Source organism: Desmonostoc vinosum (assembly GCF_059505385.1).
On sequence record NZ_JCACKM010000008.1, the window covers coordinates 35787 to 50474 of the forward strand.

4 protein-coding genes are annotated in these 14688 nt (G+C 44.0%); all 4 read right to left on the reverse strand.

All coding sequences use genetic code 11. The features are described from left to right. Nucleotides 1-4632 carry an amino acid adenylation domain-containing protein gene (locus tag AC5JMF_RS00930; RefSeq protein ID WP_495793842.1) on the reverse strand — a complete coding sequence of 1544 codons (4632 nt, stop codon included), beginning with the start codon at nucleotides 4630-4632 and terminating at the stop codon, nucleotides 1-3. Beyond that, complete coding sequence (locus tag AC5JMF_RS00935) at nucleotides 4629-12812, reverse strand: amino acid adenylation domain-containing protein (protein ID WP_495793843.1); 8184 nt, start codon at nucleotides 12810-12812, stop codon at nucleotides 4629-4631. Before AC5JMF_RS00935 ends, AC5JMF_RS00930 begins: the two co-directional genes overlap by 4 nt. A 74-nt stretch (nucleotides 12813-12886) precedes the next feature. Next, nucleotides 12887-14275, reverse strand: coding sequence for a hypothetical protein (locus AC5JMF_RS00940; protein WP_495793844.1), 1389 nt, complete (start codon nucleotides 14273-14275; stop codon nucleotides 12887-12889). Nucleotides 14276-14370: 95 nt separating this feature from the next. Then, nucleotides 14371-14679, reverse strand: coding sequence for an acyl carrier protein (locus AC5JMF_RS00945; protein ID WP_495793845.1), 309 nt, complete (start codon nucleotides 14677-14679; stop codon nucleotides 14371-14373). Between the last annotated feature and the right edge of the window lie 9 nt (nucleotides 14680-14688).

Here is a 14688-nt window from a genome sequence, read left to right on the forward strand (position 1 = left end):
TCAAAACTCCACTAACTCGCCACTCATTTGTGTAACTAGTAAATCTTCTTTTGCTGCCCAATCCACTGCCTGGACATAAGATGCTATTCCAGCAACTGTGGAAGACTCAAACATCATCTGTACAGATAAATCAAGTCCAAAAGCTGAGTTGATTCGTGATACCACTTGAGTAGCGAGCAGGGAATGCCCCCCAAGTTCAAAGAAGTTGTCCTTAACACCAATGCGTTCAACTCCCAGAACTTCACTCCAGATTTGAGCGATTTGAGCTTCAATTGGTGTGCGAGGTGAAACAAAGCCAGTAGAAAGATTTCTATTAGCTGTATCAGGTGAAGGCAGAGCGCGACGATCAACTTTACCATTGGGTGTCAACGGCAGAGCCTTGAGGAGAACAAAAGCACTTGGCACCATGTAATTGGGTAGCTTTTGTTGAATCAAGGAACGCACCAAGGGCACTAGCTTCTGAACTAACTTGGCATGTAGGGGATTGTTAGTGTAGTCAGTCCAGGGTGAGTGAGTGACGGTTTGAATATCCCAGAACGCTAATACCTTGTGTACCTCAGATGTTTGCATCAAACCGTTGCGGCAGAACACCAGATCATAGGAACCATCCTGGCTACTCTCCCACCAACTGGTGTGGACAGTGTAGCCGAATTGCTGCCCGAGTTGGTAAAACTCTTCGGGATTAATCCCAACAGTTGGCTGTTGTGCGAGCAGTTGCCGCAGTTGCCCCACCGTTTCCACAACTGGGGGATTTTCCAACCATTGCCAAACCTGTAATGCTTGCTGCACCCGTTGATTCGGTACACCCCTAATTGCCAACACCTGGGGTTGTTGTTGCAGTTGATTTGAAATCTGTGTCAATGAAAGCTTGTCTAGTTGCCAATTTAACCAAGGAACTATCCTTGAAGCGACATCACCACCCACATGCAGGGTGACATCATAACGAAATTGGGTTAGCTCATTTTGAGCATAACCACGTTTGGGCACAATCTCCACCCCAGTAATTTGAGGCAAACGTTGCTGGAGAGCGATGAAAAACCTGGGGTCGATGACTAATTCCTCTTCAGCAGCGACGCTTTGGTGTACCATTCGCTGCCATTGCTCAATATTTGTAGACTCAGCAGTTTGAGACAACTGCACTGCGGCATGGAATGGTTCTAACAGAGGCAAGCTGCGAACATCTCCCACAAATAAAGTACCCACAGTACCAATTGCTGCCACTGCTCCCTCTAGTACCTGCAACAAGTACTCCACACTGGGGAAATATTGCACTACTGAGTTGACAACTACAGTATCGAACTCTCTAGCAGGAATATCTGCAAAGTTATCCGCCATTGTGTGCAGTAGCCGCACATTGTTTAAAGCCAATGTTTGACATACCTGCTCAACATGCTCTAAGGCAGCAATAGAATAATCACATCCCCAATACTCAATGCAGTTGGGAGCAATGCGAGATAATAATAACCCCGTGCCACAACCAATTTCTAAGACTCGTTGCGGTGAAGCAGACAGAATTCGGCTGACTGTATTCTCAACCCATTCGTGCATTTCACCTGCTGGGATTGGTTGCTTGGTGTAGCTACTGTTCCAACCAGTAATATTGAATGTTACGTCATCTGAGGATGCTTGAGATTGACCGTATGCTTGCTCATAGAGCATTTGCCAGTCACTAACGTACTCAGTTTGCCATTGAACCAACTGCTGGGGTAATACTTTGTTTTTGAGAGCGGGTACTAAGTAAGCTACCAGTTGTTTGTCACCAGTGTGATCAACTCTTGCGACAACGACACTTTCCTGTACCAAGGGATGTTGACTCAGTACTGCTTCAATTTCACTCAATTCGATGCGGAAGCCGCGAATCTTAACTTGATTGTCGATACGTCCCAGGTATTCGATATTACCATCGCTTAAATAACATGCTAAATCCCCGGTTTTGTAGAGGCGACCACAACCAAAGGGGTGAGGAATGAATTTTTCTTGAGTTAGTTCCAGACGGTTGAGATAGCCTCTTGCCAATCCCACACCACCGATGTGCAACTCTCCCGGCACACCTACAGGCACTGGTTGTAAATGCTTATCTAAGATATAAATTTGCGTGTTGGCAATAGGACGACCAATGGTTACTTTCTCGTCTTGTGAAATGCATTTTGCGATTGTGGCGCAGACGGAGGCTTCTGTTGGGCCGTAGGCGTTGAAGAAGTTTCTCTCAGCAGACCATTTCTTTATCAGTTCAATAGAACAAGCTTCACCAGCGACAATGATTGTTTGCAGCACTCTTGGTTCTGCCAAATGAAGGACTGCCAGTGCTGATGGTGGTAGGGTGATATGGGTAATGTCATCGGAGCGTAATCGCTCAATTAACGGCACACCTGGCATGATTGAGTTTTTTGTTCCCAGGTATAGTCTTGCCCCTGCTCCCAAACTCATCAAGATTTCTGATATGCAGGCATCAAAACTCAAGGAAGCAAACTGGAGAACGCGACTGGAGGAATCTACACCAAAAGTTTGAATTTGAGCTTGAGCGAGGTTGCACAATCCTTGATGTTCAACCATCACCCCCTTGGGCTTACCTGTAGAACCACTGGTGTAAATCACATTTGCCAGATGAGAAGCTCTAACTCCACTAGTTGGGTTATGTTGGTTGTTTTGGTCGATTTGTGACCAAACTTCATCTAAAAAGATTCTTTGTGCTTGATTTGGCGGTAGTTTATCAACTAAGTGCTGTTGGGTGAGCAGCAGTGAGATATCCGTGTCTTCTAGCATCCAGCTGAGGCGCTCAGTGGGATACTCACTGTCAAGGGGCACGTAAGCACCACCTGCTTTGAGAATTGCCAATAGTCCTATGAGCATCTCCAAGGAGCGCTCTACACACAAGCCTACTAGTACATCGGCTCCTACACCCAATGACTGCAAGTAATGCGCCAACTGGTTAGCACGACAATTCAATTGGTGGTAGGTGAGTTGTTCGTTTTTGAACACAACTGCCACTGCATCTGGGGTACGCGCTACCTGCTCCTCAAACAACTGATGAATACACTTGTCTTGTGGATAATCTGCTTGAGTATCGTTCCACTCTATCAACATTTGATGGCGTTCTTGCTGGCTGAGTAACGGCAGTAACGTTACTGGTTGTTGTGGGTTTGCAACAATTGCTTCTAACAAATTCACAAAATGTTTCATCAGCCGGACAATAGTTGCCGCATCAAATAAATCGCTGTTGTAGCAGCAAAAACCTTCAAGACCTGGCGCTACTTCCCACAAGTGGACTTCTAGGTCAACTCGAACTGTGTTTAGTTCCCAAGGCATATCCTCAACCTTTAAACCAGGTAGATCCCAAGAGGAAGAGGGAGCATTTTGCAGGGCAAACACTACCTGCACCAATGGGTTACGATCTAGGTTCCGCTCCAATTGCAACTGCTCAACTAACATCTCGAAGGGCAAATCCTGATGGTCATAGGCATCTTGAGTCACCCGTCGCACCTGCTTTAATAAGTCTGCAAAACTCAGTTGTTGGGATAAATTAAATCTCAGTGCCAAAGTATTGACAAAAAAGCCGATTAACCCTTCTATCTCTTTGCGGTTGCGATTCGCTATTGGCGAGCCAACAACCAGATCCGTTTGTCGGCTGTAGCGAGACATTAACACCACAAAACCCGTCAGCAGCGTCATAAATAGAGTGCTTCCTGACTCTTGGCTGAGTTGTCTCAGCAGAGAAGTTAGCTTGCTGTCTAGTTGAAGTCGCTCAACTCCACCTCGAAAAGTCTGTATCGCTGGGCGAGGGCGGTCTGTGGGGAGTTCTAGTAAAGGTGGCGCTCCCGCTAATTGTTGCTTCCAGTAGTCTAGTTGGGCTGCTAACACATGCCCACTCAACCACTGCCTCTGCCAAACCGCAAAGTCCGCATACTGAATGGGTAATTGGGGTAAGTGTGGTTGCTCTCCCATACACAAGGCTGCATACAGCATGGACAATTCGCGGATGAAGACCCCTACTGACCAGCCATCAGAGGTGATGTGGTGCATGTTTATTAGCAGCACATGCTTTTGTGGGTGTAACTTGAATAAACTTACCCGCAGTAAGGGACTTTGAGATAGGTCAAAGGGTGTTTGTGCTTCTAGGCGAGCTAACCTTTCGGTTTCTGCTTCTGGTTGATTGACTTGTTGCAAGTCCACTATTGGTAAATCCAAGGTGGGGTTTGGGTCAATTACTTGTACTGGAATACCATCGACCTCTTGGAAACTTGTACGCAGGGCTTCGTGGCGCTGTAAGATTTCCCCTACTGCTTGTTTGAGGGCATCTACATTTAGAGAACCACTCAATTCAAACGCTCCTGTCATATTGTAAGTGGCGCTTACACCTTCCAATTGGTAAAGAAACCAGAGTCGTTGTTGGGCAAATGATAACGGGAGATCTATATTTCGGGAAACTGGAACAATTGGCTTGGCAGCAGAATCAGCATCTGGATTAACCTGTTCGAGAAAAGTAATAATTTCTGCTTTGCGATTTTGCAGTTCGGTACGAATATCTGATGTTACTATTCCTTGAGGAGCATTACAGCGGAGGCGATCGCCTTCTACCCAAAGCTTAATATCAAGATTTGCTAGATCAAACAAAAACGTTTCAATTGTTTTCATAATTCTATTTCCTCTCGGTTATCTAATGAGTCACTAACAGAGGCTTGTAGCTTTTGCATTGTTGAGCGAATCTCTTCTAAACCAAGAGCCAAGTCAGCTACTGTAGGTTGTTCTAGCAGTCGGCGCAGGGGAAACTCTAGAGATAATGTTTCTCGCAACCGAGAAATGATTTGAGTGGCTTTGAGGGAATTGCCACCTATTTCAAAGAAGTTGTCATAAATGCCGACTCGTTCAACTCGCAGAACTTGTGTAAAAATATCTGCGATCGCTTTCTCAGTGGAATTACGTGGTGCAACATAACTGATCGAACGGCTAAGTTCTGGGTTTGGTGATGGTAAGGCGCGGCGGTCTATCTTGCCGTTAGGAGTTAATGGCAACGTTTCCAAGATCACAAAAGCATTTGGGATCATGTAAAGAGGCAGTTTACTCAAGAGGAACTGACGCAATTTGCTAATCGTGAGTGTTAAATGTTGATGTGGCACTACATAAGCGATTAAGCACTTATCATCTGGATTATCTTCGCGGGCGATGACACAAGATGCTTGCACATCAGGATATTGGCTCAGTATTGCTTCAACCTCGCCTAACTCAATGCGAAAGCCCCGAATTTTAACTTGATTATCGACACGTCCAAGGTATTCGATATTACTATCATTCAAGTAGCGTGCTAAATCCCCAGTTTTATAAAGCCGGGAATGTGGATTAGTACTAAAAGGATTGGAGATAAATTTTTCTTGTGTCAATTCCAGACGGTTGAGGTAGCCTCTCGCCAACCCCAAACCACCGATGTGTAACTCTCCTGGCACACCCACAGGCACTGGTTGTAAATACTTATCTAAGATATAAATTTGCGTGTTGACGAGTGGTCGCCCAATTGGAGGCAGTAGTGGCCAAGTGTCTATTGAATTAGTCAGAGTAAAAGTGGTGACTACATGGCTCTCCGATGGCCCATAATGATTGTGCAAAGTACAATCAGTTAGTTTGCTTAACCATTGAAAAATGGCTGGAGTAATTCGCAACTGTTCGCCAGCAGTAATGATTTCTCGTAGATGACTAGTAACTAATCCGCTACTAATAGCTACTTCAGCTAGCTGTTGTAAAGCAACAAAGGGAACAAACAGTCTCTCAACAGCTTTTTCTTCGATAAAACCTAACAAAGCCAAAGTATCGCGGCGCAATTCCTCCCCAATCAACAACAACGTACCTCCAGAACACCAGGTAAAGAATATTTCTTGGAAGGAAACATCAAAGCTGACAGGAGCATATTGCAGAGTTTTAGCATCATTACAAGTTGTCATATTTTGCAGTTGCCACAGTATCAGATTGCAAAGAGCAAGCTGATTCATCGCTACACCTTTAGGCTTTCCGGTAGAACCAGAGGTATAAATTACGTAAGCCAAGTTGGTTGCTTGCACACCTGTGGTAGGATTGTCCTGACTCAACTGGAAAATCTGTTGAGCGTCAGTATCCAAACAGACAAAGTTTGCTTGATACTTGGGTAGTTTGCTGAGGAGTCGCTGTTGGGTTAGCAGCACCGAAACTTGAGCATCTTCGAGCATGAAACTCAAACGATCTTGGGGATATTCTGGGTCAAGTGGTACATAAGCACCACCGGCCTTGAGAATGCCAAGTAAACCTATCACCATTAAGAGCGATCGCTCCACACAAATACCTACCAGTACCTCTGGCCCCACCCCAAGTGTTTGAAGATAATGGGCGAGTTGATTCGCTTGCGTGTTTAACTGAGTATAGGTAAGTTGTTGCTCCCCAAATACTACCGCTGTGGCGTTAGGTGTTTGTTCTACTTGCGCTTCAAACAACTGATGGATACATTTATCTTGGGGATAATCCGCCTGAGTATCGTTCCACTCAACTAATAACTGATGTCGTTGCTCAGCAGTCAACAGAGGTAATTCCCTCAGAAGTTGTTTTGACTCAGTGACAATTGCTTGCAGCAAAGTTTGGAAATGACTCAGCCAGCGCTCAATGGTGTCTGCATTGAATAAGCCGATATTATAATCACATTCCACTAATAGCTCACCCGCTAGTTCTGTCACATTTAAATGGAGATCCCGATCCTTAAATTTAACGGCTTGAGGGAATAAGCTAGTCTCCAGTTGAGACATCTGTGGCAGAGTAATAGATGGCTCTAAATTAAAGCTCACGTCAACCAAGGGAGAGCGACTGATGTCCCTTTGGAGATTCAGTTGATTGAGCAATTGAGCGAAGGGGTAATCTTGGTGTTCGTAAGCTTCTAATAAAACACCCCGCATCTGTTTGAGATATTCTACAAACGTAGGATTACCCGTTAACTGACTGCGTATTGGCAAGAAATGGGAACAGTAACCAACTATAGCTTCACTACCTAAAAGCGATCGCCCAGATGTAGGAACCCCCACGATAATATCGTCCTGTCCCGTCAGTCGATGAATTAACGTCATGCAAACCGATAGCAGTGTCATTAGCAGGGTGCAACCCTGTTCTCGACTAAACAGCTTGAGTTTATTGGTCACTTGAACATCAAGCTTAATAGTTTCTCGACTGCTGTTATATGTTTGTATGGGTGGGCGAATGCGATCGGTGGGTAATTCTAAAACAGGGAGCGCGGTCAATTTCTCTAACCAGTAGGATTGGTAAATTTTCATCTCCTGCGTCTGGCAATGCTGATTTTGCCACTCGATGAATTCCCGAAATTGTTTAGGGGGATTGAGTTGACAAATCGTTCCTTGAGACTCAGCTGAGTAAAAAGCCCCCAATTCCCGGAGCATCACTCCCATCGACCAGCCATCGACTACGATGTGATGACCGCTCAAAGCCAATAAATGGAGTTCTGGTTCTAATTTGAGCAGATGCACACGCAACAGAGAACCGTTGCTCAAATCAAAGGGTTTTTGGCTTTCTTGGTCTAACCACTGGGCGACTTGAGATAGGCCGCCTTCTACACAACTGAAGTCCAATACAGGACAATCAATTTGAAAGAAAGGTAGGATTTCTTGCACATCCCCCTTGGGGCTGATTTTTGTTCGCAGTGCTTCGTGGCGGTCAACTAGTTTCTGTATTGCCTTGCCCATTGCCGTTGCGTTCAATGGGCCTCGCAATTGCAGCGTTACAGATTCGTGATAGGCAACTGAGCCATCTTCTCCTAGCTGGGCTAATGTCCAGAGTTGCTTTTGGGCTTCAGTTAAGGGAAGTGCGTAGACTTGTTCAACTTTCAGTTCTTCAGCAACAACCGAATTCACATAGGAGACATTATTCTGCTCTTGCAGCACAGATCCATTTTGTTCCCAAAATTCTTGCGGCTGTTTTTTTTCTGTCAAACTGCTTGATGTTCCATTAGGAGTTTTCTCAATTGGAAACAACTTGCTTGAACCTGACGGTAAAAAACCACCTTCTCGCAGTTCTTTGACACTCTCCTTGACTGCCTGGATTACATAATCGATATCTGCATCGGTATATGCTGTAGAAAGAAAACAGTTACGTCCTTCCCAGATATAAACACCTTTGTCAATTAAATGATAAAAAAATAAATCTAAATTTCCTGAAAAAGCAAAACGAAACAACGAACCAAAATGCACAACGCGGATGGGGACATTTTCTTGTTGAAAGTAAGAGTTAAGTGTCTGTGCTAACTGCGATGTCCGCTGATTTAACTGCTGCTGAAGTTCGGGGCCTTGTTTTTTAAGATGCTGAAGCACTGCCAACGCCGCAACCATCCCTGTGTGATTTTTATTGAAGGTTCCAGCAAAAAATATCTTTTCTGCTTGTGGATAAGAAGCATCTCCATAGTCCCACAAACCACCATCAATACCATTCATGTAGATGGCTTTCCCAGCTACCACTCCTATTGGAGTTCCACCGCCAATAATCTTGCCATAAGTGGCGATATCTGCTTCAATGCCAAACCATGCCTGTGCGCCACCTGGATGTATACGAAAACCCGTAAGAACTTCATCAAAAATCAATGCTGTTCCTGATGCTTTTGTCAATTGCCTCAATTGCTGTAAAAACTCTTTGGGCTGTAAATCAGGTCGGCGGCTTTGTACAGGCTCAACCAATACAGCGGCTAATTCCTGAGCATGGACTTGCAAAATCTCAATGGATTTTGGATTTCCATAATCGAGTACTAAAACATTTTCAACAAAATTCTGAGATACTCCTGAAGCTAAAGGTACAGCTTTAATCTCACCCTTTGCTGCTGTGGCTAAGATTCCATCAAACTGACCGTGATAGGAACCAGCAAATAAAGCAATTTTAGTACGACCTGTAGCTGAGCGTGCCAGACGTAGCGCTGTCATCACTGCTTCTGTACCTGAATTACAGAAAGTCACTCGTTCCATACCCGTCAGTTCGCAGATTAACTGGGCAACTTCTCCAGCTAATTTGGACTGTGGGCCAATTTTTAGACCTTTTTGATAGTGCTTTTCGAGAGCTTCTGTTACAAACTGTGGCTCATGACCAAAAAGAAGTACCCCAAACCCCATAGTTAGATCTACATACTCATTACCATCCACGTCCCACAATCTGGAACCTTGTGCTTGCTCTCCCGCAATAGGATAAAGTATCTCTTTAGTAGAGAGACGGAACCCGGCTGTAGCTCTGCTATCGGCTAGTACTGGACGATAGCTTTGTGCAAGCTGTTTTGATTTTTGATGGCGCTGATTATACCGGGCGCTTAGTACTTCTATATGGCGCTTTTGTTGGAGGTCAATTTCCCTTTCTGGAATCTGTCTAACTGGCAAGGGAGGAAGCGGTGAAGATGGCTGACGGTACGTTTGCTCTGGTTCTGTGCTGGGAGTAATTTGATTGTGTTGCTCTTTTTGGGGCGAATAAACAGTAGGGGTTACAGGTTGAGCAGATGGCAACTGCCTATTTTGAGATGGCGATAAACTTTTTGCAGACAAACTGTTGCCGTGCAAAACCTCTAATTGCTGAGACATGACTTGGAGCTGCTGCGTCATAATTCGTTCCAAGGTAGTCTCAGGAGCGGCTGTTCCTCTGTGTGCAAAATCCTGTGTACTATGAAAACTCGATTCAGGAATTGATTGTGTAGAGGTTGGTTGCTCTAGCTGTTGTGGTTGTACTTTGAAATTAGGTTGGAGCGAATCTAACTCAACCGATTGTGGAGATAAATTTTGGTCTATATACGTGGCTAATGTATCAATAGTCGTCAACTCTTCAAATAACTGACGAATTGCAACTTTGATCTTATAGGTGTTTTCAATGCGGCGCACTGCATCGACGAGAATAATCGAATCCGCACCCATTTCTAAAAAGGGAGCATGAATGTTAACATCTGCTGGCGAGACTTGCAGCAAATTCCCAACTAAAGTTTGCAGTGTGGCTAAAATTTCTTCTCGTCTGTTGGGTGTGAGAGTAGCATCTAGCTTTGAGTTCAGTTTGTTACTATTTACAGCTAAGTTTTTTCCATTCATAGTTTGTTCTACTTGTTGAATCCAATAGCGCTGTCTTTGAAACGGATAGGTTGGTAGTGCGACTTTCTGGCGCGGATAGTCTCGCTCAAACCCCAACCAATCAATCTTGGCTCCTTGAACATATAACTCACCCAAACTAGAGAGCATTTGTTGCCATTCCGGTATTCCAGAACGCAAAGAAGGCAACCACAAACCCTCGCTGTCTGGCAAACACTGACGCCCCATACCCAACAAAGTTGGCTTGGGCCCAATCTCTAAAAAGACTTGATACCCAAGAGTACGCAATGTCTGCATACTGTCAGCAAACCGCACTGGTTGTATCACATGATTTACCCAGTATTCTGCTGTGGCAATCTGCTCATCAACTTTTTGTCCGGTAACATTGGATACTAATAAAATGCGTGGTTGTTTATAAGTAACTTGACGAGCTACTGCCGCAAATTTCGCCAACATCGGCGTCATCAAAGGAGAATGAAAGGCATGAGATACTTGCAAACGTTTTGCCTTGATCCCCAAGGTTTCTAGTCGGTGATAAATACTACTAATGTCTTCATTAGCTCCGGAAATGACTACACTTTCAGGGCCGTTAATAGCTGCGATTGTCACCCGCTCATGCAATGGTGCGATGATTTGTCGCACTTGCGCTTCTGATGCCATTAGCGAAACCATCTCGCCACCAGTTGGCAACTGCTGCATCAACTGTCCCCGATGGACAATGAGTTTCAGTCCATCTTCCAGGCTAAAAACCCCTGCTACAGTTGCCGCTACATATTCCCCAACGCTATGCCCCATGACTACATTTGGTTCAATGCCCCAAGACTTCCATAGTTGATACAGGGCATATTCAAAAGCAAACAGCGCAGGTTGAGTATAGGCAGTTTGATCAAGCAAAGATGAAACTTGCTTAACCCAGTCCCCAGTCACGCCAGTTCGCTCAACGGAGGACGCCTCCGCACGCGACTGGCTCCCCAGTCCCCTATCCCCAGTCCCAGGGTACATAATCTCTAACAAAGAATGTTCCAGATAGGGGCGGAGGATTTCATCGCATTGTTCCAGTGTTTTGCGGAAGATGGGTTGCGTCTGGTAGAGTTGGCGTCCCATGTTGATATACTGGGAGCCTTGCCCGGTAAACAAAAAGGCTATCTTCGGGGGCTTTTTGCCTACCTGATTGCACATCAGTTGAGTCGTGTCTTGCCCATCTGCAAAAGTTGCAAGTTGCTCAACCAACTGCTCCCTAGAGTCTACCACCATGGCTAAACGATGGTTAAAATGCGATCGCCCCGTATTTGCTGTAAAACAAATATCTGCCAAAGAAACATCAGCATGAGACGCTAAGAAATCTGCATAACGTTGCCCCAGTTCTTTCAAAGCCGCTTCATTCTTAGCTGATAGGGTCAAAAGATGCAACGGTTGTTCTGCAATTTCTTGCTTGCAAACGCCAGTTGCCATGCACTCGCTACTTTTTTGTGGCGCTTGTTCCAAAATGACGTGGGAGTTAGTGCCGCCGAAACCAAATGAGCTAACACCTGCTAAGCGTGGTTCTGTACTGCTAAACCAAGGCTGGTATTCGGTAGGAATGGCAAAGGCTGTTCCTGCCAAAGAAATATATGGATTCAATTTCTTCAGATGCAGGTTAGGTGGTATCTGTTGGTGTTGCAAAGACAGCACCACTTTAATTAAACCGGCAATTCCAGCAGCGGCTTCTAAATGACCGATATTAGTTTTAACTGAACCTATCCAACAAGGTTGGTCAGTTGAACGTCCCTCACTCAGCACAGCTTTGAGGGATGTGATCTCAATTGGATCTCCCAAAGACGTACCTGTACCGTGGGCTTCGACATAGCTAATTTGCGCTGGTTGTACTTGGGCATTTTTTAAAGCCTGGCGGATGACTGCTTGCTGAGCCGGGCCGTTGGGGGCTGTAATGCCGTTGCTCAGCCCATCTTGGTTAACTGCTGAGCCTCTAATGACTGCAAGTATCCGGTCTCCATCTGCAAGTGCATCTGTGAGGCGCTTGAGAACAATTACACCACAACCCTCTGCGCGAACATAACCATCAGCACTAGCATCAAAAGTTTTGCAGCGACCGTCAGGCGCTATCATTCGGGCTTGGGAGAAGATAATAGTTGACTCTGGAGATAAAATTAGGTTCACCCCTCCGACTAAGCAGAGATTGGACTCCCGGTTTTGTAAACTCTGGCAGGCTAAGTGAACTGCCACTAGTGATGAAGAACAAGCTGTATCTACTGCCATACTTGGCCCACGTAGATCCAGTAAATAAGATAGACGGTTGGCGGTAATGCTCGGACTAGTACCTGTGCTGCTATAAGCGTCTAGGTTAGATAAATGTTTGAATAAAAACCTGTGGTAATCAAAGTTGGTGATGCCAATAAAAACACCAGTGTGGGTATCTGCTAAGTTTTCTGGAACAATTGCAGCGTTTTCTAAAGCTTCCCAGGCTACCTCTAAAAGTAGTCTTTGCTGGGGGTCTAGGTAGTTGGCTTCGCGGGGTGAAATTCTGAAGAAGCTGGGATCGAATTGATCGATGTGTCCCAAAAATCCCCCCTGACGAGTGTACATTTTTTCTGGTGTTGCTGGATTGGGATCGTAAAAAGTATCAATATTCCAGCGTTCTGAGGGGACTTCTGCGATCGCATCTACCCCGCTAGATAAAAGTTTCCAAAAAGCTTCTGGGTTATTTGCACCTGGAAAACGACAACCAATACCTACAATTGCTATAGATTCCATATGACTTTTATTAAATTTAAAAATTCAAATGTTCTTATATAAAGAATATTTGAATCTAGGTAAAAATATCTGATTTAACAAGCAATAGATTCAGAAAAGTTTCGCAATGCCTTGGTATTTCTTGCCAATGCCTTGTTGATTGAACCTGATTCAGCCATGATCCGCATTTCGCGGTTAATTGGCCACAAATATTCCATACCGCTAGTTAACTGACGGATATTTTTTAGTAGGCGTTGATGATACTTAAAATTCTGATGAAAACCTTCATGCTCTTGACAAAAGCACTTTTCCATCCATTGGATAGCTTCTTGTTCAGACATATCAAAGACACGAGAGCGCAATAGTTTATAAACGAATGGCATGAAATTGATATCAGGTCTAAAAACAGCTACTAGCGCTGCAGAAATTCCATTTACAAAGCCAGTTTGCATCATATAAACTAATAGGTTCGCAACCAATTGCTCATATGCTGTTGGTTTAGGAAAGTCTTTGTAAATATCTCTCGCTAGGAGTTGGGAAGTTGTAGTATGAAAAGATTCATCTAAGAGGTGATAATAGGAAACAGCCGTTGGAGTGGGAATGAATTCACCTTTAGCTTCTAAATTTTTAAAGTAGTCATAATAGCCATGTTCAAAATTCTTCAGATACATATTACCTGAGTAACGATAGAAGTAATGCTGACAGGCTAAGAAAGGCGTACTTCCCCAATTTAAATTGAAAAACTGTAGCAGAGGTCGAGGGATTGCTACACCAAAATAACCTTTAGTAAAAGCTGGGACAAACTTACCTTGGTTCTCTAAATCCTGCAAATATGAAGAGTAGGAATAGGTTTTAGTTTGACTTTTGAGCATCATCTGGGTAATGGAGCGTAAAGTCTTGTATTGTGAATCTGAAAAAGGTGAGCTAGCCCAATTGAAGTTGAAAACCTGTTGCACAGGTGCTGAAACTAATGATTTGGTTTTCTTAGGGTTATTACCCAGCAATGCTTTGCCTAATAAAGCAATTTTTGTTTTGTAGGCAATTGTGTGAAAAGCATGAATATGTGAATGTTCCTGCTCAGTTTCATGGAACAGAGATAAGCAGAGTGTTTCGTAATCGCTAAAATGAGAAAAGACACCAGCTGTCACTTGGTTGTATTGAACTGTACTTGCTTCACTAGCTGCAACATGGTCATACTCAGCAGCCCAATACAGGTGATTAAGAGCTAGTTTTTGTGAAGGGGAAGCTTCTTCGTAAAGTGGAGTGCCGTAAAGGACTGATAAACCAGGCTCACTCCAATAATGTGCGCTATTACTAGCGTAATCAAAGTTATCATCTAACTCTTGAATCTTTTCTGTGTAATTAGATGCTAGGTTGTTTCGATAATTGATGTCATTTATCTTACGATGCTTCTCTCGCTGTGCATTATTTGCTAAATTGAGAGGCTGTTTTTGTTGTTCAGATTTTTTAGTAGAATCCACCATGTTTTTTGCCAATAAAAGTCAACACTAAAATCATCAATTCTCAACAATTAAAAATTTTTCTTTTTTGATTGTTGAGTTTAACAAGAGTCAAGTATTCAACCTGAAGTTAAAACCGAAGCTACATGCCGTGCCAAACTATCGATGGTAGGGTAATCATAGATTAGAGTTGGCTCAAACCTACACCCAAGCCAATTTGCTAAATCTCCTGCCATCCCAACTGTTAATGCAGAATCCATACCGTATTCATCAAATGGAATCTTGACATCAATCTCATCGGGTGCAACTTCTAGTATTTGTGCTAGGTAAGAGATTAACCAATTTTGAATTTCATCTATAGAATGTTGTTGGTTGTGGCTCTGTGTTTGTACTGTCATTTGAGGAACTTGCTCGTTTTGTGTTTTCATAATTAAAGG

What these genes read in the sequence shown, in the direction of transcription:
- AC5JMF_RS00930 (WP_495793842.1), bottom strand. Translation starts at nt 4,632, where the DNA reads ATGAAAACAATTGAAACGTTTTTGTTTGATCTAGCAAATCTTGATATT.
- AC5JMF_RS00935 (WP_495793843.1), bottom strand. Translation starts at nt 12,812, where the DNA reads ATGGAATCTATAGCAATTGTAGGTATTGGTTGTCGTTTTCCAGGTGCA.
- AC5JMF_RS00940 (WP_495793844.1), bottom strand. Translation starts at nt 14,275, where the DNA reads ATGGTGGATTCTACTAAAAAATCTGAACAACAAAAACAGCCTCTCAAT.
- AC5JMF_RS00945 (WP_495793845.1), bottom strand. Translation starts at nt 14,679, where the DNA reads ATGAAAACACAAAACGAGCAAGTTCCTCAAATGACAGTACAAACACAG.